Annotated in this window: 18 protein-coding genes; 11 read left to right on the top strand and 7 right to left on the bottom strand. The window is 68.8% G+C overall.

The genetic code is table 11. From position 1 onward, the window contains the following. The first annotated feature begins 45 nt into the window (after positions 1-45). Positions 46-990, top strand: coding sequence for a succinylglutamate desuccinylase/aspartoacylase domain-containing protein (locus WDLP6_RS16855; RefSeq protein WP_162593271.1), 945 nt, complete (start codon positions 46-48; stop codon positions 988-990). Positions 991-1,077: 87 nt separating this feature from the next. Here the strand turns inward: WDLP6_RS16855 and WDLP6_RS16850 are convergent, their stop codons facing one another. Further along, positions 1,078-2,877, bottom strand: a complete 1,800-nt coding sequence (locus WDLP6_RS16850) for a glutamine--tRNA ligase/YqeY domain fusion protein (RefSeq protein ID WP_162593270.1) — start codon at positions 2,875-2,877, stop codon at positions 1,078-1,080. Between the two features lie 135 nt (positions 2,878-3,012). Here WDLP6_RS16850 and WDLP6_RS16845 point away from each other — a divergent pair, with 135 nt between their 5' ends. Next, complete coding sequence (locus WDLP6_RS16845) at positions 3,013-3,327, top strand: hypothetical protein (RefSeq protein WP_162568255.1); 315 nt, start codon at positions 3,013-3,015, stop codon at positions 3,325-3,327. An 83-nt stretch (positions 3,328-3,410) separates the two neighbouring features. Here WDLP6_RS16845 and WDLP6_RS16840 read toward each other — a convergent pair whose 3' ends face one another. From WDLP6_RS16840 to WDLP6_RS16815, 6 genes are read right to left on the bottom strand one after another with little or no spacing between them, the layout of a single operon-like run. Further along, positions 3,411-4,244 carry a LytR/AlgR family response regulator transcription factor gene (locus WDLP6_RS16840; RefSeq protein WP_162593269.1) on the bottom strand — a complete coding sequence of 278 codons (834 nt, stop codon included), beginning with the start codon at positions 4,242-4,244 and terminating at the stop codon, positions 3,411-3,413. Continuing rightward, positions 4,241-5,293: a sensor histidine kinase gene (locus WDLP6_RS16835; protein WP_162593268.1), complete on the bottom strand. Its 1,053-nt coding sequence runs from the start codon at positions 5,291-5,293 to the stop codon at positions 4,241-4,243. Before WDLP6_RS16835 ends, WDLP6_RS16840 begins: the two co-directional genes overlap by 4 nt. Then, positions 5,290-6,255: a sterol desaturase family protein gene (locus WDLP6_RS16830; RefSeq protein ID WP_162593267.1), complete on the bottom strand. Its 966-nt coding sequence runs from the start codon at positions 6,253-6,255 to the stop codon at positions 5,290-5,292. The genes WDLP6_RS16835 and WDLP6_RS16830 overlap by 4 nt, the downstream gene beginning before the upstream one ends. Next, positions 6,252-7,286, bottom strand: a complete 1,035-nt coding sequence (locus WDLP6_RS16825) for an alpha/beta hydrolase family protein (RefSeq protein WP_162593266.1) — start codon at positions 7,284-7,286, stop codon at positions 6,252-6,254. The genes WDLP6_RS16830 and WDLP6_RS16825 overlap by 4 nt, the downstream gene beginning before the upstream one ends. Further along, entirely contained in the window at positions 7,283-7,573 is a 291-nt protein-coding gene (locus tag WDLP6_RS16820; protein ID WP_162593265.1) for a 2TM domain-containing protein, read from the bottom strand. Before WDLP6_RS16820 ends, WDLP6_RS16825 begins: the two co-directional genes overlap by 4 nt. Before the next feature lie 30 nt (positions 7,574-7,603). Beyond that, a complete protein-coding gene (locus WDLP6_RS16815) occupies positions 7,604-8,116 on the bottom strand; it encodes a DUF6622 family protein (RefSeq protein WP_162593264.1) in 513 nt (170 codons plus the stop codon). Between the two features lie 243 nt (positions 8,117-8,359). Here WDLP6_RS16815 and WDLP6_RS16810 point away from each other — a divergent pair, with 243 nt between their 5' ends. The 9 genes from WDLP6_RS16810 (at position 8,360) to WDLP6_RS16770 (ending at position 22,511) form a co-directional block, all read left to right on the top strand. Further along, on the top strand, positions 8,360-9,628 hold the full coding sequence (locus WDLP6_RS16810) for an efflux RND transporter periplasmic adaptor subunit (protein WP_162593263.1): 1,269 nt from the start codon (positions 8,360-8,362) through the stop codon (positions 9,626-9,628). 10 nt (positions 9,629-9,638) lie between these two features. Continuing rightward, positions 9,639-12,755 carry an efflux RND transporter permease subunit gene (locus WDLP6_RS16805; protein WP_162593262.1) on the top strand — a complete coding sequence of 1,039 codons (3,117 nt, stop codon included), beginning with the start codon at positions 9,639-9,641 and terminating at the stop codon, positions 12,753-12,755. Positions 12,756-12,819: 64 nt separating this feature from the next. Continuing rightward, positions 12,820-16,083: an efflux RND transporter permease subunit gene (locus tag WDLP6_RS16800; protein WP_162593261.1), complete on the top strand. Its 3,264-nt coding sequence runs from the start codon at positions 12,820-12,822 to the stop codon at positions 16,081-16,083. 78 nt (positions 16,084-16,161) lie between these two features. Further along, positions 16,162-17,592: an efflux transporter outer membrane subunit gene (locus WDLP6_RS16795; protein WP_162595125.1), complete on the top strand. Its 1,431-nt coding sequence runs from the start codon at positions 16,162-16,164 to the stop codon at positions 17,590-17,592. Positions 17,593-17,594: 2 nt separating this feature from the next. Next, a complete protein-coding gene (locus tag WDLP6_RS16790) occupies positions 17,595-18,239 on the top strand; it encodes an aspartate/glutamate racemase family protein (protein WP_162593260.1) in 645 nt (214 codons plus the stop codon). A 116-nt stretch (positions 18,240-18,355) separates the two neighbouring features. Then, positions 18,356-19,099 (top strand): DUF3348 domain-containing protein, encoded by a 744-nt coding sequence (locus tag WDLP6_RS16785; RefSeq protein ID WP_162595124.1) that lies wholly within the window; start codon positions 18,356-18,358, stop codon positions 19,097-19,099. Continuing rightward, positions 19,092-21,185: a DUF802 domain-containing protein gene (locus WDLP6_RS16780; protein ID WP_162593259.1), complete on the top strand. Its 2,094-nt coding sequence runs from the start codon at positions 19,092-19,094 to the stop codon at positions 21,183-21,185. The genes WDLP6_RS16785 and WDLP6_RS16780 overlap by 8 nt, the downstream gene beginning before the upstream one ends. After that, positions 21,182-21,829 (top strand): OmpA family protein, encoded by a 648-nt coding sequence (locus tag WDLP6_RS16775; protein WP_162593258.1) that lies wholly within the window; start codon positions 21,182-21,184, stop codon positions 21,827-21,829. Before WDLP6_RS16780 ends, WDLP6_RS16775 begins: the two co-directional genes overlap by 4 nt. Next, positions 21,822-22,511: a DUF2894 domain-containing protein gene (locus tag WDLP6_RS16770; RefSeq protein WP_232077093.1), complete on the top strand. Its 690-nt coding sequence runs from the start codon at positions 21,822-21,824 to the stop codon at positions 22,509-22,511. The genes WDLP6_RS16775 and WDLP6_RS16770 overlap by 8 nt, the downstream gene beginning before the upstream one ends. Positions 22,512-22,557: the final 46 nt, after the last annotated feature.

Below are 22,557 nucleotides of genomic sequence, written 5' to 3'. Positions count from 1 at the left end.
TCGGGGAACCCGTCTTTCGAAACAGCTCCCGAGAAGAAGCACCCCATGACCCAGAGTTCTCCCGCCTTCGAGGTTCTCCCGCGCGATATCTCCGCCTATCGCCAGGGCAACACCGGCATCGACTACGTCCATCGCTTCGCGTCCGGCCGGCCCGGGCCGCACGTGCTGATCAACGCGCTGACGCACGGCAACGAGATCTGCGGCATGGTGGCCGCGACCCACCTGCTCGACGCCGGCGTGCGGCCGAAGATCGGCACGCTGACGGTGAGCTTCGCCCACGTGGAGGCCTACGAGGCCTTCGACTCCGAGAAGCCCTTCGACAATCGCCAGATCGTCCACAACCTGAACCGCATCTGGTCCGACGAACTGCTGGGCGGCACCGAAGACAGCCCCGAACTGCGTCGCGCCCGCGAACTGCGCCCGGTGGTGGCGGCGGCCGACCACATCCTGGACATCCATTCGACCAGCCAGCCGGTCGAGCCCTTCTGGGTCTATCCCGCATTCGAGCGCAACGCCGTGGCGGCATTGGCGATCGGCCGGCCTTCCGTGCACCTGGTGATGCCGAAGGGCCTCGGCTCGGGCACGCCGCTGATCCAGCATGGCCGGCACGGCGAGGCCGAGGGCACGGCCGGCGTGGCGCTGGTCGTCGAATGCGGGCAGCACTTCGCGAAGTCCGCGGCCGATCTGGCGATCGCGGTGACGATGGACTTCCTGGCCTGCTTCGGGCTGATCGAGCGCGATCCTGCGGCACCCGCGCCCGGGCCGCAACGGCGTTTCGAGCTGCTGGAGACACGCATGGTGAAGACCGCGGATTTCGTCTTCGCGCGGCCGGTGATCGGCTTCGAGACCTTCGCCAAGGGCGAGCTCATCGCAACCGATGGGCCGGACGAGATCCGCGCGCCCTGCGACGACTGCACGGTCTTCATGCCGACACGGGCGCCGATCGTCGGGCGCGAAGCGGTCTATCTGACGAAGCCGTTGCCGCATTGATCGATGAAACCCTGCGCACGCGCAGCGCCGCGCGCGATCAGGAAGCGGACGGCCATGAGGCCGGCCGCACCTCCGGCGCGCCGCTGGCTACTTGCCCCAGCTGTCCTTCATGCCCGCCGCGCGGTTGAACACGCGCCGGCCCGCTGCTTGCGCGCCGGTGTCGACCACGAAGTAGCCGTGCCGCTCGAACTGGAAGGCCTCGCCGGCCTCGGCGGTTCCGAGTGAGGGCTCGACGTACGCGCTGGCCTTGACGAGGCTCGCGCGGTTGAGTTCGTCCATCAGGTCGCCGCTGCCGGGCTGCGGCGCCGCGAACAGGCGCTCGTAGAGCCGCACCTCGGCCTCCAGCGCATCCGCCGCAGCGACCCAGGTGATGTTGCCCTTGACCTTGATCGCATCCGCGCCCGGCGTGCCGCTCTTGGTGTCCGGCACCAGCTTCGCCTGCACCTCGACGAGGCGGCCTTCGGCGTCCTTCGTGCCGCCGGTGCATTCGATGACGTGGCCGTATTTCAGGCGCACCTTGTTGCCGGGGAAGAGGCGGAAGAAGCCCTTGGGCTGTACGTCCTCGTAATCGGTGCGCTCGATCCACAGATCGCGGCCGCACTTGAAGTGGCGCCGTCCCATGTCGGGCTGGTGCGGATGCACGGGCGCCGAGCAGTCGTCCAGGAAGCCCGCGCCCATCAGTTCGTCCCAGTTGGTGATGACGAGCCGCACCGGATCGAGCACCGCCATCGCGCGCGGCACGACCGGGTCCAGCGTGTCGCGCAGCGCGGCTTCGAGGCTCGCGTAGTCGATCCAGCCGCCCGACTTGGTGACGCCCGAGCGTTCGCAGAACAGCTTCAGCGCCGCGGGCGTGTAGCCGCGGCGGCGCAGGCCGGCCAGGGTCGGCATGCGCGGATCGTCCCAGCCCTCGACGTGGCCTTCCTCGACCAGCTGTCGCAGCCGGCGCTTGCTGGTGATCACGTGCGTGACGTTGAGGCGCGCGAACTCGTACTGGCGCGGGTGCGGCGTGGCGATCAGACCGCCTTCGGCCAGCCGGTCGAGCAGCCAGTCGTAGAAGGGGCGCTGGTCCTCGAACTCGAGCGTGCAGATGCTGTGCGTGATCTGTTCCAGCGCATCCTCGATCGGGTGCGCGAAGGTGTACATCGGATAGATGCACCACTTGTCGCCGGTGTTGTGGTGCGTCGCCCGGCGGATGCGGTAGAGCGCGGGATCGCGCATGTTGATGTTGGGGCTCGCCATGTCGATCTTCGCGCGCAGGACGGCGGCGCCGTCCTCGAGTTCGCCGTTGCGCATGGCGCGCAGGCGCTCCAGGTTCTCGGCCGGCGTGCGGGTGCGGAAGGGACTGTCGGTGCCGGGGGTGTTGAAGTCGCCGCGGGTGGCGCGGATCGCGTCGGCGCTCTGCTCGTCGACGTAGGCGAGGCCGGCTTCGACCAGGTACTCGGCGGCGCGGTACATGAAGTCGAAATAGTCGCTCGCGAAGTACACGTGCGGGTTCGGCACGCCCGGGCGCGCGGGATTGTCGGCCAGCACGGGGTGATAGCCCATCCACTTGACCGCGTCGCGGATGGCGTCGACGTATTCCTGCTCTTCCTTTTCGGGGTTGGTGTCGTCGAAACGCAGATGGCAGACGCCGCCATAGTCCTTGGCCAGCTCGAAGTTGAGCCAGATGCTCTTGGCATGGCCGATGTGGAGGTAGCCATTGGGTTCGGGCGGAAAGCGCATGCGCACCTTGGCCGGGTCGTGCATGCCCTGGGCATGGTGCGCGGCATCGCCGGGCGTGCCGCCCCACTGACGGCCCGCGTAGACGCCCTCCTGGATGTCGCTCTCGATCACATGGCGCAGGAAATTGCTGGGCTTGGCGGTGTCAGGGTCTGCAGGGGATGTCATCGGTTCATTTTAGGTGTAGCCCCTGATGGGTTACTTCTTGCAACGTTCTTCACAGAGCGAGGTGCACCTTGTTGACACTTGCAGCGTTCAATACGGGCATGGGCGGTTTCCGCCCTCCAATACAGGAGTCCCACCATGAACCCCACTCGTGCAACTTTCTTCAAATGGGCCGCCGCCGGTGCAGTCGCCGCAGGCGCGCTCTTCGCGGCGACGTCGGCCAGCGCCGGCGTGGCCTGGTCGGTCGGCATCAATGCCCCTGGCATTGCGGTCGGCGTGGCTGCACCACCCGTCTATTACGCGCCGGCACCGACGTATTACGCCCCCGCGCCTGCCTATTACGCGCCGCCGGTGTATTACCGCCCGGCACCCGTCTACTACGCGCCGCCGGTGTACTACCGCCCGGCGCCCGGCTATTACCGCCACTACGGCCCGCACCGTCATTGGCGCTGAGCGGCCGTCAAGTCGCTACCAGCTTGCCTGCTGTCACATGAGAAGCCGGCCCCTGTCGAAGGGGCCGGTTTTTTCATGGGTGCTCACATGGCGCGGAACAGATGGGCATACAGGCGGCTGACCGGGATTTTCTCGCCGCGGCCGCGCAAGGTCAGGTGCTGCCTGCCAGCATCGTCGCGGTGCACGGCCTCGATCGCGCTGCTGCGCACCACCACCGCGCGGTGCACCTGCCAGAAGAGATCGGCGTCGAGCTGCGGCAGCAATTGCTTGAGCGGCGTGCGGATCAGGTATTCGTGTGCCGCGGTCAGCACCCGCACGTACTTGTCGGCAGCTTCGAAATACAGCACCTCGTCGATGGGCACCATGCGCACCGTGCTGCCCGACGAGCCGGCCTCGCTGGCCGCGATCAGCTTGAGCGGCGTGGCAGCGCCCGAGGCGACGGCGCCTTCACCGGCCGCCGCCAGCAGCTTGCGCCACTGCGCCAGCGTGCCGGCCAGTGCTTCGTCGGATGGCACGGCGGCGGTGTCGCGCACATCCAGCGCCTGCTGCAGGCGCGCGACGGTACGGCGCAGGCGCTCGGGCTGCACGGGCTTGAGCACATAGTCGATCGCCTGGGCCTCGAAGGCGCGTGCCGCGTATTCGTCGTAGGCGGTCACGAACACCAACTGCGGCATCGGCGCCTCGTCGGTCGGCCACGCGTCGGCCAGGTCGGCGGCGGCGCCCAGGCCATCGAGGCCGGGCATTCGGATGTCGAAGAACAGCACCTGCGGCAGCAGCCGCAGCGTCTCGCGCACCGCGCTGCGGCCGTCGCCGACGGTGGCCAGAACGTCCAGCTCGGGCCAGGCGGCAGCGAGTTCGGCGCGCAGCGCCTGGGCCAGCAAAGGCTCGTCTTCGGCAATGAGGGCGGTCGGCTTCATGGGGAGGACAAGGGAAAGGCGATGGCGGCGCAAGTCCCGCCTTCCGCGGTCGCATTCAGCTCCATCGTGCTGCGCGTGCCGTAGACGGTCGCGAGCCGTTCGCGCACCTGCGCCAGGCCGAAGCCGCCGCCTGCCGACGATGTCGTGCCGGCCTCGACGCCGACACCGGTGTCGCGCACCTCGATCACCAGGCGCGCGCCGTCGCGCCGGGCGCGCACGGCGATCTCGCCGCCCTCGACCTGCGGTTCGAGCCCGTGGCGGATGCTGTTTTCCACCAGCGGCTGCAGCATCAGCGGCGGCACCGGCACATCGCGCAGTTCGTCGGGAAGATCGAGCCTGTAGCGCAGGCGCGGGCCCATGCGCACCGACATCAGTTCGAGGTAGTCGCCGAGCCGCTCGAATTCGGCCGACAGCGGATGCGAGAGCGAACGCGAGCCGGCGAGCGTCATGCGCAGGTAGTTGTTGAGATGGTCGAGCATCGCCACCGCGCGCGGCGGATCGGTGGCGATGAGCGCCCGCAGGTTGGCCAGCGTGTTGAACAGCATGTGCGGCTCGAGTTGCGTTTCGAGCAGCTTGAGCTTGGCTTCGCTGGCATCGCGTTCCGCGGCGTTGGCCTTGGCGGCGAGTGCGGCCGCGCGACCCCGTGAATGGAAATAGGCACTGGCGACGACACCCGACAGCACGGTGATGACCAGGCCGATGACGCCGTCGCGCGAGGAGTATCCGACGCTGCTGCCGAAGGCCAAGTCGCTGAGCCTGCTGCCGAAAAAGAATCCGCAGAGGATCCCGATCCCGGTCAGGGTCACACCGCGCCAGCCCATGGGCCAGCCGTGACCGCCCGAGCCGTCGCGGTGGCAGTGGCGCTCGTCCACCAGATAGCGGCCGAATTCGATCACGCCCCAGGTGGTGAAGCCGATGCACATGGCAGAGCCGACCTGTTCCCAATAAGTCCTGTTCGGCCATATCGACGTGGTCAGCACCGCGACCGCGCAGCAGAAGGCCGCGACCTGAAGAGCGTGGCGGGCGGCATCGCCCCAGCGGATGTTCATTGCGCGGTCGGCAGCTCGGCGGCGACCGAGTCCACGAACGCAACGCCCCTCTCGCCGGTCGCGGCACTCGGCGCCGCGATGGCCGCGCGCCGGCGCAGCGCTTCGGTGGTCTCGCCCGGACCGTCGGGCGACCAGCCCGGCGGCATGAAGAAATAGCCGGCCGCCTCGCGCAGGTGGCGCGCCGAGCGCAGATCGCGCCAGAGCGATCGCCAATGCGCGAACTCGATCTCGAGGACGTTGTAGGTGGTCTGCGGCGTCACGAGCCCGTAGCGGCAGGGCAGGTCGGCGCGCTCGGCGATGTAGGTGCCGAACAGGCGGTCGAACACGATCAGCACGCCGCCGTAGTTGCCGTCGAGGTATTCGAGGTTCGAGGCATGGTGCACGCGGTGGGCCGAGGGCGTGTTGAGGATCCATTCCAGCGGCCCCAGCCGCGGGATCCAGGTGGCATGGATCCAGAACTGGTAGAGCAGGTTGAGCGCCAGCATGAGCAGGATGATCCCGGGCGGCATGCCGAGCAGCGGTGCCAGCATGAAGAAGAGCAGGCTGCCGGTCAGCCGGCCGGTCCAGCCGAAGCGGTAGGCGGCCGAGAGGTTGAGCTGGTTCGGCGAGTGGTGGATCGCATGGGTGCACCAGAACCAGCGCACCCGATGGGCCGCGCGGTGGTACCAGTAGTAGCAGAACTCCTGCCCGATGAAGCAGGCCACCCAGCCCGACCAGTGGTTCATCGGCAAGGTCCAGAGCCGGTGTGCGTAGAGCCAGCCCATGGCATCGGTGTAGAAGGCCGCCGGCAGCAGGATGCGGATCGGATATTCGCGCACCAGGAAGTCGAACACCGAGATGCCTGCCGCCTTCCAGTCGTAGTTCGCGCGGCCGCGCAGCCACGACAGCACCAGCGCCTCGGCCAGCGAGGCCACCAGCACGGTCACCACCGCCGCCTTGAGGATCAGGATCAGGGCGTTCATGGCTGCAGATTCTGGACGAAGAAACGCACGATGGCTGCATACACGCCGTCGAGCGTGCGGCGATCGAAGCCCGGCGGGTCGTCGAGCAGGCGCGCGGCGCGCGGCGGCAGATCGGGCACCGGCGGCGAGAGGATCGAGCCGTGGCCGGCGTCCTTCATGTCGGCCAGCAGCACGCAGCCGTTGCAGGCCGCGCGCACCGCGTCGATGTGCCACTGCGGCGCGAGCCAGGCATCGCGGCCGGCGCGCACCAGGCCGAGCGGCACGCGCGGATGCGCCAGCGAATGCATGTCGAACGCCGCCGCCATCGGCACCGCGGCCACCACGGCGGCGATGCGGGCGTCGTGCCCCTCCTGCAAGGTGGTGTCCTCGTCGAACTTGTAATGGATGATCCGGCGCGCCACCGCGATGCGCACCGGATCGAGCGCGATGCCGTCGAGTTCGCTGCTGAGGCCGACGCAGGTCGGAAAGTCCTCCGCCAGGTGGGCTTCGCAATGCCGGGCGAGCAGCGCGGGCGACCAGCTTCCGCCGGCGAGCACCAGCGCGGTCAGGCCGCCGGCCGACATGCCGTACATCCCGACGTGCTGCCCGTCGAGCAGCGGCGCGAAGCGCGCATCCGCCGCCATGGCGTCGATGGCCTGCGACACCTCGCGCGGCCGATGCTTCCACGACGGCGGGCCGACCGCGCTGTGGTCATGCCAGTTGTCGCCGGCATGCTCCGGCATGGCGACGGTGAAGCCGGCCGCGACCAGGGCTTGCGCAAGATCGGAATTCTCCCAGCCGGATCCGCCCGAGCCGTGTGACATCACGATCAGCCGATGGTTGCCGGCGACCGGTGCGGCATCGACCGCCACCGTGAGCGTGAAGGGCCCGCGCTGCACGCGCGTGGCGGTCGCGTCCGTGGGATAGAACACCGTGATCGGGCCGCTGTCGGCCGGTGCCCGCAGCATGGTCAGGCCGGTTGCTGCCTGTGCGGCCGCAGCCAGCAGGCAGGCCGCGGCCAGCGTCAGCTTCCGCAGCCCGAAGGCTTTCATGTCCGGTCTCCCCGGGCGCGGGCGAGCGCGGCACGTTCCCGCTCGACCATGCGTTCCAGCATGCCGCCGCCCGGCGCGAAGGCCCAGACCGAGATGCCGTGCAGCAGCAGGCCGAGTCCCCAGCCCAGCGCCGGGTAGATCGCCCAGCTGCGCCCGCTGGCCACGGAGAATGCGACCAGCATGAGGTTGACCACGAGGTACACCGCCGCGTGGCTGAACCAGCCCAGCTTGGCCTTGGCGCGGCGGCGCGCCAGCCGGCCGATGTCGTCGTTCGTGGTGGTGTCCATGGCGATGCTCCTTGCCGGGTGCTTGCTGTCTCAGGCCGCGATCGCGGCGCGGTCGTGCTGGATGGCGAGGCGCCACAGCCGGATGGCGCGGCCTGCAAAGATGCCGCTGAAGGCGCCATAGAGCGTGCTGATGCCCAGCGCGAACGAGGCCTGATGCATCAGCTGCGGGTGCATCGCGAGCAGGATGCCGACGACGTACTTGGTGAAGAAGATGCCCATCATCAGCACCAGCGGCACGGCGCTGCCGGCCACGTGGAAGGTGCGTGACGCGGCGTCGTAGCGCGTGGTGGCCGGCACGCCGCGCTGCAGCACGAAGGCCAGCAGCACCAGGGCCGCGGCGGCCCAGCCCGACAGTGCCGCGGGCGCATCGCCGAAGGCCGAAGCAACGCCGTAGAGCGACAGGCCGGCCATCGCGACCGGCATCACCATCACCCGGGTGAGGCTCACGCTGCCGGCGAGCAATTGCCTGGCGCCGAGCCAGACGAGCAGGGCGAAGGTGACGAACACCCACTTGGGCGTGTGGGTCAGGATCTGGATCAGCATGGTGATGCTCCTTGGAAGGGTTGAAGCGCAACGGACTCGGTGTCGATGGCGTGACTGTGCCGGCCGTCGCCTCGCGCCGCCACGTCGATGCGACGAATTGCACTGCGCCGGCGTGAACTGCAGCCGGCGGGTGCGAATGGCAGCCGCGCGGCGCCGGCTTTACAGGGGCTTTACGCTCCGTAAGCGAGGAACGCTACGATTCCACGCTCCACTCAAGGCTGCCTGCCTGTCCCCATCCATTCCATGCAATCCCATCCTCCCGAGCCTTCACCCGTCGACCCGCCCGCGCTGCAGCCACCGCCGCGGCGCCGCCGCTGGCTCGGAAGCCTGATCGCGTTGCTGATCGTCCTGCTGTTGGCCGGCGGCGCCTGGTACCTCATCAAGCGATCGGGACAGCCCGCGGGCGGCCCCGGCTTCGGCGGCGCGAGCTCCACCGTCGGGCACGCGGCTGCGCGCCAAGCCGATCTTCCCGTCACGATCGAGGCGCTGGGCACCGTCACGCCGCTGGCCACCATCACGCTCAAGCCGCAGGTCGGCGGCATCCTGACCGAGGTGCTGTTCACCGAAGGGCAGACCGTCGCCAAGGGCCAGCTGCTGGCACGCATCGACTCGCGTCCCTACGAGCAGGCGCTGATGCAGGCTCAGGGCACCCGCGTGCGCGACGAGGCGCAGCTCGAAGCGGCCCGCGTCACGCTGACGCGCTACCGCACGCTGCTGGGCCAGGATTCGATTGCACGCCAGGACGTCGACACGCAGGCCGCGCTGGTCAAGCAGCTCGAAGGCACCGTGATCACCGACCGCGCGGCCGAAGCCGCCGCCAGGCTCAACGTCGAGTACACCCGCATCACCGCGCCGGTGGCGGGCCGCATCGGCCTGCGCACGGTCGACCCGGGCAACACCGTCGCGGCCAATCCCACGACCGGGATCGCGGTGATCACGCAGATGAATCCGATCGATGTCCAGTTCGCCGTGCCGCAGGACCGCGTGCCCGACATCCAGACCCAGATCGCCAAGGGCGCGCCGCTGGTCGTCAAGGCAATGGACCGCGTGCGCAGCACGACGCTGGACACCGGCACCTTCTCCACGCTCGACAACGTGGTCGACACCAGCACCGGCACCGTGAAGGCCAAGGCGCGCTTCGGCAACGCCGGCACCACGCTGTTCCCGAGCCAGTTCGTCAACATCCAACTGACCTTGCGCACGGTGAGCGCGGTGGTGGTGCCGGTGACCGCGGTGCGCACCGGCCCGAACGGCACCTACGTGTACGTCATCAATGAAGACCGCACGGTCTCGATGCGCGCCGTCAAGCGCGGCGAGTCCACGGTCGAGGTGGTCGCGATCACCGATGGGCTGAAGGTCGGCGAGGATGTCGTGACAGAAGGCGGCGACCGCATCAAGGACGGCGCGCGCGTGCAACTGCAGGGCGACAAGCCCGCCACGGGCCCGCGCGCAGGCGCTTCGAGTCCGCGTGCCGGCGGCAGCGAGCGCAGGCGCCAGCGGCAGCCGCAATGAAGGGACTCGCATGAGTCCCTCGCGCCCCTTCATCGAGCGGCCGGTCGCGACCGCGCTGCTGATGCTCGCGATCGTCCTCGCGGGCATCGTGGGCTTCCGCTTCCTGCCGCTGGCGGCTCTGCCGGAGGTCGACTACCCGACCATCCAGGTGCAGACGCTCTATCCCGGCGCCAGCCCCGAGGTGATGAGCCGCACCGTGACCGCGCCGCTGGAGCGCCAGTTCGGCCAGATGGCCGGCCTCGACCGCATGAGCTCGGTGAGCGCCAACGGCGTCTCGATCGTCACGCTGCAGTTCGCGCTCGACCAGACGCTCGACGTGGCCGAGCAGCAGGTGCAGGCCGCGATCAATGCCGGCGGCTCGCTGCTGCCGGCCGACCTGCCGGCGCCGCCCGTGTACGCCAAGGTCAATCCGGCCGATGCGCCCATCCTCACGCTGGCCGTGAGCTCCGACACCATGCCGCTGACCGAGGTGCAGAACCTCGTCAACACGCGGCTGGCGCAGAAGATGAGCCAGGTCAGCGGCGTCGGGCTGGTGTCGCTGTCGGGTGGGCAGCGGCCCGCGGTGCGCATCCAGGCCAACACCGACGCGCTGGCCTCGGTCGGCATCGGCCTGGACACGCTGCGCACGGCAATCGCCGCCGCCAACTCCAACAGCGCCAAGGGCAGCTTCGACGGGCCGAAGCGCGCCTACACCATCAATGCCAACGACCAACTGCTGGCGGCGGCCGACTACAAGAACCTGATCGTCGCCTGGAAGAACGGCGCGCCGGTGCGCATGAGCGACGTGGCGCGCGTGGTCGACGGCGCCGAGAACACGCAGCTGGGCGCCTGGGCCGCATTGCGTGCGGGCGGTCAGGACGCGGCGCTGTATCCGGCCATCATCCTCAACGTCCAGCGCCAGCCCGGCGCCAACGTGATCGGCACGGTCGATGCCATCAAGAAGCAGCTGCCCGATCTGCAGGCCTCGCTGCCCGGCTCGCTCAAGGTCGAGGTGCTGAGCGACCGCACCACCGGCATCCGCGCCTCGGTGCGCCACGTGCAGATGGAGCTCGGCCTGGCCGTGCTGCTGGTGGTGCTGGTGATCTTCTTCTTCCTGCACAGCCTGCGCGCGACCATCATCGCCAGCATCGCGGTGCCGATCTCGCTCATCGGCACCTTCGGCCTGATGTACCTGCTGGGCTACAGCCTCAACAACCTGAGCCTGATGGCGCTGACCATCGCGACCGGCTTCGTGGTCGACGACGCGATCGTCATGATCGAGAACATCGCGCGCTACCTCGAGGAGGGCGAGCCGCCGTTCCAGGCCGCACTCAAGGGCGCGACGCAGATCGGCTTCACCATCATCTCGCTGACGGTCTCGCTGATCGCGGTGCTGATCCCGCTGCTCTTCATGGGCGACGTGGTGGGGCGGCTGTTCCGCGAGTTCGCCGTCACGCTGGCGATCACCATCCTGATCTCGGCCGTGGTCTCGCTGACGCTGGTGCCGATGATGTCGGCGCGCTGGCTCAAGCCGCAGGCCGAGGAGGGCGGCCGCTTCGGCGCGGCCGTGCAGCGCTTCTTCGAGCGCGTGATCGGCCGCTACGACATCTGGCTGCAATGGGTGTTCCGCCATCAGTCCCTCACGCTGCTGGTCGCGCTGCTCACGCTCGGGCTGACGGTGCTGCTCTACGTGGTCATTCCCAAGGGTCTGTTCCCGACCCAGGACACGGGACAGCTGCAAGTGAGCGTCGAAGCCGCGCAAGAGGTGTCGTACGTGCGCATGGCCGAGCTGCAGCAGTCGGCGGCCAATGCCATCCTGGCCGATCCCGACGTGCAGAGCCTGAGTTCGGTGGTGGGCGTCGACGCGGCGAACAACACCTCGCTCAACACCGGCAGCATGCTGGTCAACCTGCGCAGCGGCCACGACGCGCAGGCGACCGTGATGCAGCGGCTGCGCGACCGCGTGCGCAACAGCGTCGCCGGCGTGACGCTCTACCTGCAGCCGACGCAGGACCTGACGATCGACGCCGAGACCGGGCCGACCGAGTTCCGCGTCTCGCTGGAAGGCGTCGACACGACCACGGTGAACAACTGGGCGAAGAAGCTGGTCGAGCGCCTGGCGCAAACGCCGGAGGTGCGCAATGCCACCACCGATGCGGGCGCGCAGGGGCTGGCAGCCTATGTGGACATCGACCGCAACACCGCATCGCGCCTGTCGGTCACGGCCAGCTCGGTCGACGATGCGCTCTACAGCGCCTTCGGCCAGCGCATCGTCTCGACCATCTTCACCGAGACCAACCAGTACCGCGTGATCCTCGAGGCGCAGCGCGAGGCGCTGTCGTCGACGCAAGGGCTGGGCAACCTGCAGCTGCGCACCGGCGCGGGCACGGCGACGCCGCTGTCGGCGCTGGCGACGGTGCGCGAGCAGCTCGCGCCGCTGCAGGTCACGCGCGTGGCGCAGTACCCGGCGGCGACGGTGGGCTTCGACACCGCGCCCGATGTCGCGCTCGGCAAGTCGGTCGCGGCCATTCGCGCCGCGGCCAAGGAGATCGGCATCCCGGCCAGCATCACCATGACCTTCCTCGGCGCGGCCGGCGCCTACGAGCGCTCGCTGACCAACCAGCTGTGGCTGATTCTCGCGGCGGTGGTGTGCGTGTACATCGTGCTCGGCGTGCTGTACGAGAGCTACATCCATCCGCTGACCATCCTCTCGACGCTGCCTTCGGCCGGCGTGGGCGCCTTGCTGGCGCTGATGGTGACCGGCAACGACCTCGGCGTGATCGGGATCATCGGCATCATCCTGCTGATCGGCATCGTGAAGAAGAACGCGATCATGATGATCGACTTCGCGATCGATGCCGAGCGCAACCAGGGCAAGTCGCCCGGCGAGGCGATCCACCAGGCAGCGCTGCTGCGCTTCCGGCCCATCCTGATGACCACGCTGGCCGCGCTCTTCGCTGCCTTGCCGCTGATGTTCGGATGGGGCGAGGGCGCCGAACTGCGGCGCCCGCTGGGCCTCGCGATCTTCGGCGGGCTGGTGGTGAGCCAGGTGCTGACGCTGTTCACGACGCCGGTCATCTACCTGGGCTTCGACCGGTTGGGGCGTCGGTTCAGGCGTCAGCCTTCTGACGGAGCGGCGTCGACATGATGCGCCGTGGAAGCCTTGCTCCCTCTCCCAGAGGGAGAGGGAGCAAGACCGAGGGGCTTTGGGCATGAACCTTTCCAAGCCCTTCGTCGAGCGGCCGATCGCCACGGTGCTGCTGACCATCGGCATCGCATTGGCCGGCATCGTCGCTTTCTTCGTGCTGCCGGTCTCGCCCTTGCCGCAGGTCGACTTCCCGACCATCTCGGTCCAGGCCAGCCTGGCGGGCGCGAGCCCGAGCACCATGGCCTCGAGCGTGGCCACGCCGCTGGAGCGCCGCCTGGGCATCATCCCCGGCGTCAACGAACTCACTTCGACGAGTTCGACCGGGGCTGCCCGCATCACGCTGCAGTTCGACCTCAGCCGCAACATCGACAGCGCCGCGCGGGAGGTGCAAGCCGCCATCAACGCGTCGCGCGTCGACCTGCCCGCCACGCTGCGCAGCAACCCGACCTACCGCAAGCGCAACCCGACCGCAGCGCCGATCATGATCATCGCGCTGACCTCCAAGACGCGCACGCCGGGCCAGATCTACGACGCGGTCTCGAACATCGTCAGCCAGCGGCTGTCGCAGGTCGAAGGCGTGGGCGAGGTCGAGATCGGCGGCGGCTCGCTGCCGGCGGTGCGGGTCGAGCTCGAACCCTTCGCGCTGAATCGCCTGGGCATCAGCAGCGAGGACGTGCGCGCCGCGATCCAGGCCAACAACGCCAACCGGCCCAAGGGCGCGATCGAGACCGCCGACCGCCGCATGCAGATCTACACGCCCGCGCCCGGCCTGCGCGCCGACGCCTACCGCGACATGGTGATCGCCTGGCGCAACAACGCCGCGGTGCGGCTGGGCGACGTGGCGCGCGTGATCGACAGCGTCGAGAACACGCGCACGCTGGGCCTGTTCAACGGCGAGCCCGCGGTGATCGTGCTGGTCACGCAGTCGCCCGGCGCCAACATCATCGACACGGTGGACGGCGTGCGCAAGCTGATGCCCGAGCTGCGCGCGCAGCTGCCGCAGGACATCGACATCCAGGTCGCGTCGGACCGCACCAACTCCATCCGCGCCTCGCTGCGCGAGATCGAGGGCACGCTGATGATTTCCATCGTGCTGGTGGTGCTGGTGGTCGGCCTGTTCCTGCGCAAGGCGCGCGCCACCATCATTCCCGCGGTCGCCACCGTGGTGTCGCTGCTCGGCACCTTCGGCGTGATGCACCTGCTGGGCTACAGCCTCAACAACCTGAGCCTGATGGCGCTCACGGTCGCGACCGGCTTCGTGGTGGACGACGCCATCGTGGTGCTCGAGAACACCATGCGCCACGTGGAGGCCGGCATGAACCGCATGGAGGCCGCGCTGCGCGGCGCGCGCGAGGTCGGCTTCACGGTGCTGTCGATCAGCCTGTCGCTGGTGGCGGTGTTCATCCCGCTGCTGTTCATGGGCGGGCAGGTCGGGCGGCTGTTCCGAGAGTTCGCGGTCACGCTGTCGGCCTCGGTGCTGATCTCGCTCGTGATCTCGCTCACCACCACGCCGATGCTGTGCGCCATGCTGCTGCGCAGCGAGGCCGAGGAAAAGGGCGAGCCGCCGGGCCGCGTGCGCGCCTGGCTCGGCAGCAAGGCCGAACGCGCCTGGGAATGGACCCTGGGCACCTACGCCCACAGCCTGGACTGGGCACTGGCGAGCAAGGGCGTGGTGATGCTGGTGCTGCTGGCGGTGATCGGGCTCAACATCTACCTGTTCAGCGCGATTCCGAAGGGCTACTTTCCGCAGCAGGACGTGGGCCAGCTCAATGCCGGGCTGCGGGCCGACCAGAGTATCTCGTCGGTGGCGATCGCCGACAAGCTGAAGGCGGCCGTGGACATCATCCACAAGGATCCGGCGGTCGACACGGTGGTCGGCTTCGCGGGCGGCAGCCGCGCGGGCGGCGGCTTCATGTTCGTCAACCTGAAGCCCATCTCCGAGCGCAGCGAGAAGACCAATGCGGTGATCGACCGCCTGCGTCCGCAGCTCAATCAGCTGACCGGCCTGCGCGTGTTCCTGAGCCCGGTGCAGGATCTGCGCATGGGCGGGCGCACGAGCAATTCAGCCTACCAGTACACGCTCAAGAGCGACAACCTCGCCGACTTGCGCACCTGGTCCACGAAGCTGGCCGATCGCCTGCGCCAGGAAGCCAAGCTGACCGATGTCGACAGCGACGATGCAGACAATGGTGTCGAGACCTACGTCGACGTCGACCTCGACGCCGCCGCGCGCCTGGGCGTGACCTCGAGCGCGGTCGACAACGCGCTCTACAACGCCTTCGGCCAGCGTTCGGTGGCGACCATCTACGACGAACTCAATCAGTATTCGGTCATCATGGAATGGGCGCCGCGCTTCCAGCGCTCGCCGATCGTGCTCAAGGACGTCTACGTGCCGTCGACGCTGAACTCGGTCACGACCGCGAGCGGCAACACGATCACGAGTTCGCTGCAGCTCAACACCGACGCCAGCAGCGGGACCTCGACGGTCACCTCGGCCAACCCCGCCTCGCGCACCTCGTCCGCCGGCCAGCAGGTCGCGACCGCCGTCACGCCGATGGTGCCGCTGGCGGCCTTCTCCACACTCCGCGAGCGCGCGGTGCCGACCTCGATCGACCACCAGGACACCGAGCTCTCGAGCACCGTCTCGTTCAATCTCGCCGACGGTGTGAGCCTGGGCGACGCGAAGGCCATCGTCGCCGAGGCCGAGGCCGACATCGCGATGCCGATCAACGTGCGCGGCAGTTTCCAGGGCACGGCGCTCGCCGCGCAGCAGTCGCAGGGACAGCAGCTGCTGCTCATCCTGGCCGCGCTGGTGGTGATCTACATCGTGCTCGGCGTGCTCTACGAAAGCCTGATCCATCCGATCACCGTGCTGACCACGCTGCCTTCGGCCGGCGTGGGCGCGGTGCTGGCGCTGCTGCTGTTCCGCATGGAGTTCTCCATCATCGCGCTGATCGGCGTCTTCCTCCTGATCGGCATCGTCAAGAAGAACGCCATCCTGATCATCGACTTCGCGCTCGAGGCCGAGCGCGCGCGCGGGCTGACCGCGACCGAAGCGGTGCGCGAGGCCTGCATGCTGCGCTTCCGCCCGATCCTGATGACCACGCTGGCCGCCGCGCTCGGCGCGCTGCCGCTCGCGATCGGCTTCGGCCTCGGCGCCGAGTTGCGCCAGCCGCTGGGCGTCGCCATCATCGGCGGACTGATCGCGAGCCAACTGCTCACGCTGCTGACCACGCCGGTCGTCTACGTGCTGCTCGACAAGCTGCGCCGGCGCCCGGCCAACGAAAAACACCTGGCCCGAGCCGCCGGTCCCGGCGCTCCAGCATGATCGCCGCCTGAACCCATGACCGCACCGAACAGCCCATCCCTCCGCGGCCGCCCGAGCCGCCGCCTCGCACGAACGTCCATGGCGCTGGCCCTGGCGGCGGTCCTGAGCGCCTGCGCCGTCGGGCCGGCCTACGAGCGTCCCACCACCGCCTTGCCTGCGGCCTGGAAGGAAGCGCCCACGGCCCAGGGCTGGCTGCCCGCGGCGCCGGCCGATGCGCTGGACCGCGGCGAATGGTGGAAGCTCTTCGGCGATGCGAAGCTCGACGAGCTGGCGCAGCGCGTGCAGGTATCGAACCAGAACATCGCCGCCGCCGTCGCCAACTATGCGCAGGCCCAGGCGCTGGTGCGCGAGCAGCGTGCGGCGCTCTTTCCGTCGGTCTCGCTCGGCGGCGGCGCCACCCGTTCGGGCGCGCGCAACACCACGCCCAGCAATTCGTTCAATGCCTCGCTCGGCGCCGACTGGGCGCCCGACGTGTGGGGCCGCCTGCGTCTGGCCGTGACGGGCGCGCAGGCCAGCGCGCAGGCGAGCGAGGCCGACCTGGCCGCGGCCCGCCTCTCGGCGCTGGGCGATCTGGCGACCAACTACTTCTCGCTGCGCGAGGCCGATGCCGAACTCAAGCTGCTGGCCGAGACCATCGAAGGCTACGAGCGCAGCTATGAGATCACGCGCAACCGCTACAACGCCGCCATCGCCGCGCAGACCGACGTGCTGCAGGCGCAGACGCTGCTGGTCAACACGCGCGCCGACCGCGTCGCGCTGCAGCGCACGCGCGACGCGCTGGAGCATGCGATCGCGGTGCTGACCGGTGCCGCGCCGGCCGAGTTCAGCCTGCCGGCCGCCGACTGGACGCCGACCGTGCCGGGCATTCCGCTCGCCGTGCCCTCGACGCTGCTGCAGCGCCGGCCCGACATCGCCGCCGCGGAACGCGACGTGGCGTCGGCCAATGCGCAGATCGGCATCGCGCGCTCGGCCTACTACCCGAACCTGTCGCTCAGTGCCTCGGTCGGCAGCACCGCGAGCCGCGTGGGCGATCTGTTCGGCGCCTCGAACACGCTGTGGTCGCTCGGTCTCTCGGTGGCGCAGACGGTGTTCGATGCGGGCGCGATCAGTGCACGCGTCGATGCCGCCACGGCCACGCGCGATGCGGCCGTCGCGCGCTATCGCCAGACCGCGCTGACCGCATTCCAGAACGTCGAGGACCAGCTCACCGCCGGCAGCCGGCTGGCGCAGCAGGACGGCCTGCGCCGCGAAGCCTCGGAGGCGGCGGACCGCACCGAGCAGCAATTGCTCAACCGCTATCGGCAAGGGCAGGTCAGCTACACCGACGTGGTGACCGCGCAGGCCTCGGCGCTGAGCGCACGGCGCACGCTGATCCAGCTGCAGGTCAGCCGCCAGAACGCGGCCGTCACGCTGATCCAGGCGCTGGGCGGCGGCTGGCAGGCCGGATGGGACGGCGAGGGGGCCTCGGCGCCCGCGCCTTCCGCCTCCGCACCGAGAACCAGTCCTTGACCGTGACACGCATTGCCCTCATCCACGCGCTGAGCCATTCGGTCGCTCCGATCAACGCCGCCTTCGAACGCGACTGGCCGCAGGCGTCGCGGATGAACCTGCTCGACGACAGCCTCTCGACCGATCTCGCACGCAGCGGCCGAGGGCTCGACGCCGCGATGCACGAGCGCTTCCAGCGGCTGACGCAGTATGCGGTCGACGCCGGCGCGCAGGGCATCCTCTTCACCTGCTCGGCTTTCGGGCCCTGCATCGAGGCCGTCGCGCAGCGGCATGCCGGCCTGCCCGTGCTCAAGCCCAACGAGGCGATGGTGGCGGATGCGGCGGCGGGTGCCGGCAAGCTCGGGCTCATCGCCACCTTCGCGCCGACGCTGGCGTCGATGCCGCCCGAGTTTCCGGCCGGCATGGCACTCGAACCCGCGCTGGCCGACGGCGCGATGGACGCGTTGAACCGCGGCGACGGGGAGACGCACGACCGGCTCATCGCCGCACAGGCGGCGCTGTTGTGCGCGCGCGGCTGCACGCGCATCGCATTGGCCCAGTTCAGCATGGCCCGTGCGCGGCAGGCCTGCGAACTGGCATCGGGGCTGCCGGTGCTGACCACCGTCGACAGCGCGGTGCGGGCGCTGCGTACACGGTTGTCGGACTAGACATCCTCATCGCTCGATAAGAAGCGGAGACTCGTCTCGCCTCCGGCGGCCGGATGGGGCAGGGCGGCCTTGCCGATTCGATCAAGGTAGACTGCACGGTTTTTCGTTCAGGCGGTATGGCGCACGTTTCACAGCGCACAGGTTTCAACGGCTCGGCGCTGGTGTGCGTGCTCTCTCGGCTGACCGGCACCGAAGTCCGCGAATCCGGACAGGCCACTGCGGATCGATTGAGCCAATGGTTCGATTGGACGGATGCCATCTCGCTGTCCGCGGCACTGAATGGTGGCCTGGCGCCTGCGCCCGCCGGCGCCCGGGCCTCCAGCCGCGCCGAGGAAGGCGAATACGCCCGCGTGCGAACCGCATTGAAGAATGCGATCGCCGAGGATGGCCTCTCCACGACCGACAAAGAAGGCCGGCGCCTGCGTGCGTCGACGCCCGGAGACACCACGGCCACGACAGCCGCCTTCAAGCCCTACCGTCAGCGCTACCTTGCCCGGCAACAGGCCATGGAATCGAGCATCGCCCCGTTGCGCAGCCGGCTGCGGGCGGCGCTGGCGGCCCGATCGCCTGCCATGGCCCGGCTTGCTGCCGTGGACGTGGTGATGGAACAGGTGCTGGGTGCGCGCGAGCGCAGCTTGCTGACGGCGGCTTCCGCAGGGCTCGCAAGGCATTTCGAGCGCCTGCGCCAGGCAGCACAGGCGTCGATCGATCCCGACAACACGACGCCACCCGGCGAGTGGCTGGATCTGTTCTGCAAGGACATGCAGGACCTGCTCCTCGCCGAACTTGATTTTCGAATGCAACCGATCGAAGGGCTGCTCGAAGCCCTTCGCATGAGGCCACCAGACTGCCATGAATAGATTTCTTCATCACGCCGTCCTTGTCGCCGGCCTGGCCGCCGTGTGCTGGGCCGCTGCCGGCTACGTCGGTTCGAGCCCGTTGGCGTTGGCCATCACGGTGTTCGTCGCCGCGTTCTACCTGATGGGCGCGCTGGAATTGCAGCGCTTTCGCCAGGCCACGTCCACCTTGACTCGCGCCACGGCGGACCTGCGCGATCCCCCGGCGAGCCTCGGCCCCTGGCTCGAGCAGCTGGATCCTTCCCTGCAAAACGCGGTGCGCCTGCGGATCGAAGGTGAGCGCGTTGGCTTGCCCGGCCCGGCGCTGACGCCGTACCTGGCCGGGCTGTTGGTGTTGCTGGGCATGTTGGGCACGTTCCTGGGAATGGTCGTCACGCTGAAGGGCACCGGCATCGCGCTGGAGAGCGCGACCGACCTGCAGGCCATCCGCGCCTCCCTGTCCGCCCCCGTGAAGGGCTTGGGATTGGCCTTCGGGACATCGGTCGCGGGCGTGGCCGCTTCCGCGATGCTGGGCCTCGCCTCGGCGTTGTGCCGGCGCGAGCGGCTGCAGGCGGGACAAAGGCTCGACCAGCGGATTGCGACCACCTTGCGTGGCTTCTCCCTGGCCCATCAGCGCGAGGAATCCTTCAAGCTGCTGCAGCGGCAGGACCAGGCGATGCCCGAGCTGGCCGATCGGCTGCAACGCATGATGGCGACGATGGAACGGCAAAGCGAAGCGCTGAACGAGCGCCTGGCCGCCGGCCAGGACAGCTTCCATCGCAAGACCGAGGCCGCATACGCCAGTCTGGCCTCTTCCGTCGGGCAATCCTTGAACCAGAGCCTGAGCGAAAGCGCCCGCATCGCCGGCGCGACGATCCAGCCGGTCGTCGAAGCCACGATGGCAGGGATCGCGCGCGAAACCGCCGGGTTGCACGAGACCGTCGCGCACACCGTGCAGCAGCAACTCGACGGTCTGTCGATCCGCTTCGAAGCCACCCACACCAGCGTGGCGCAGACCTGGAAGACCGCGCTCGCCGAGCACCGGCATACGAGCGAAGCGCTGTCCGAGGCGCTGCGCCACGCGCACGACCACTTTGCCGAAAGCTTCGAACAGCGTTCGGCCTCTCTGGTGCAGGAGGTCGGCGGCCGTCTGGAAAGCACGATGGCCCGTGTGTCGGACACCTGGGACAGCGTCCTTGCGCAGCATCAGCGGGTCAGCGAGAAGCAGTCGGAGGATGCGCACCAGGCCTTGGCCACGGTGGCGGCGAGCTTCGGGCAGCACGCGGACTCGCTGCTGCGCAACGTGGGCCAGGCGCATGCCGACCTGCAGGCGGGAACGGCATTGCGCGATGAGCAGCGGCTGTCGGCCTGGACGCATGCGCTGTCGGCCATGGCCGCCTCGCTGCAGCAGGAATGGCAGCAAACGGGCGCGCAGACCCTCGGTGCGCAGCAGCAGCTCTGCGAAACGCTGGCGCAGACCGCCCGCGACATGTCCGCACAGACGGGCGCACACGCAGAGACCACGGTCGCCGAGATCGCCCGGCTGCTGCAAGCCGCCGCCGAGGCGCCTCGTGCCGCAGCCGAGGTGGTGGCCGAGCTGCGCCAGAAGCTTTCCGACAGCATGGCGCGCGACAACGCGATGCTGGAGGAACGCAGCCGCATGCTGAGCGTGCTCGAGACACTGCTCGACGCGGTGAACCATGCGTCCGGCGAGCAGCGAACGGCCATCGACGCGTTGGTCACCTCGTCGGCGGAAATGCTGGACCGGGTCGGCAGCCGCTTCACGGACACGGTCGATGCGCAGACCGGCAAGATGGCCGCTGTCGCCGCGCAGATCACCGGCAGTGCCGTCGAAGTGGCGAGCCTGGGCGACGCATTCGGCTTTGCCGTTCAGCTGTTCAGCGAATCGAACGACAAGCTCGGCACGCATCTGCAGCGCATCGAAGGAACGCTGGGCAAGTCCATCGCGCGCAGCGACGAGCAGCTGGCGTACTACGTCGCGCAGGCGAGGGAGGTCATCGACCTGAGCATCATGTCGCAGAAGCAGATCGTCGACGATCTGCAGCGCCTCGGCAGCAAGCAGGCCCTCGTGGACGCCGACGCGCGATGAGGGAGGAGATGGATGCCGGCCTGGAGCCGACCGTGCCGGTATGGGCCGTCTTCGGCGACCTCATGGCGGGGATGTTGGGCGCCTTCGTGCTGATCCTGGTGTGCGTGCTCGGCATGCAGTTCGAGCTCGCGACAAAGCTGGAAGCCGAAGTCCATCAGCGGCAGGTGGAAGCGCAGCGCCGAATGGCCCTCGAGCAAGCCCTGGCAGGGCCCTTGGCGACAGGCCGGGTGACGCTCAGCAACGGGCGCATCGGCATCAATGGCAGCGTGCTGTTCGCCTTCAACTCCGCTGAATTGCAGCCCGAAGGCCGGCAACTGCTGAGGAGCCTGACTGCACCCTTGGCCGCTTATCTGCAGGCTCGCGACGAGATTCTGATGGTCAGCGGCTTCACCGACGACCGGCAGGTTCGCGGCGGCAACCGCCAGTTCGCCGACAACTGGGAACTGTCGGCGCAGCGCGCCTTGACGGTGACACGGACGCTGATCGAGGAAGGCATGCCGTCGGCCTCGCTGTTCGCCGCTGCCTTCGGGTCCGAACAAGCAGTGGCATCGAATGCCGATGCCGACGGACGCGCCCGCAACCGGCGCGTGGAAATAGCGCCCACGCCCAGGCGATCCGACGGAAATCTCAAGTCCCATGAGTAGCGGCAAGCCCTGCGCAACGGGCATGGAGGCCACCGACCCCGCCGGGATGGTTCACGCGCGGCGCGAGCGTGGCGATCATCGATTCGATCCCGTGCGCTTTCACTTCATCGAAGCGCTGGCCGCGCGGGCATCCGTCCACCACGGCGAAGCGCGACGCATCCTGGACGACAAGGTCGTCAAGCTGCTGGCCGTGTATGGCGGGGATCTCGCCAAGGCCCGTCGCGCGGATGGCCCACCGGCACCACCGGCGGCGGATGCGAAGCAGGAAGGCCGACCCGATCGCGGGGCGCTGGCCGAGCTTGTCGACGACATCGACCGGCGTGCCTCTGCCCGCGAGAGCGGCGCAACAGCAAGTGATGGCACGCCGAGTCTCGCTCCCCATCCCGAACTGAAGGCGCTCCGATATTTCAGGAGCACCTGGTCGCGGCTCAGTGCCGAGCGGCGCCTGCTGCAGTCACTGGCGAAGGTGCCGGAGAATGCCGGCCCTCTCAACTCGCATCAGCTTGTGCATCGATCTCTCATATTGATGCGTGATCTTTCGCCGGAATACCTGAACCGGTTCATGTCCTATGTCGACGTGTTGCATTGGCTCGATCAGGCAGATGCGGGCCGTGCCCCGTCAGGCACAAATGCCCCGCGTGCCGAAAGTAATCGGAAGACGGCTCGCGGCAGGTCCGGCTGATGGATGTCGCGCCGTCTGCAGAACGCTTGAGCCTCTCTCCATTCGG

Source organism: Variovorax sp. PBL-E5, assembly GCF_901827185.1.
Classification (GTDB): domain Bacteria; phylum Pseudomonadota; class Gammaproteobacteria; order Burkholderiales; family Burkholderiaceae_C; genus Variovorax.
The sequence above is the reverse complement of the archived record's forward strand: the minus strand, read 5'-3'. Positions and strand labels throughout refer to the sequence as shown.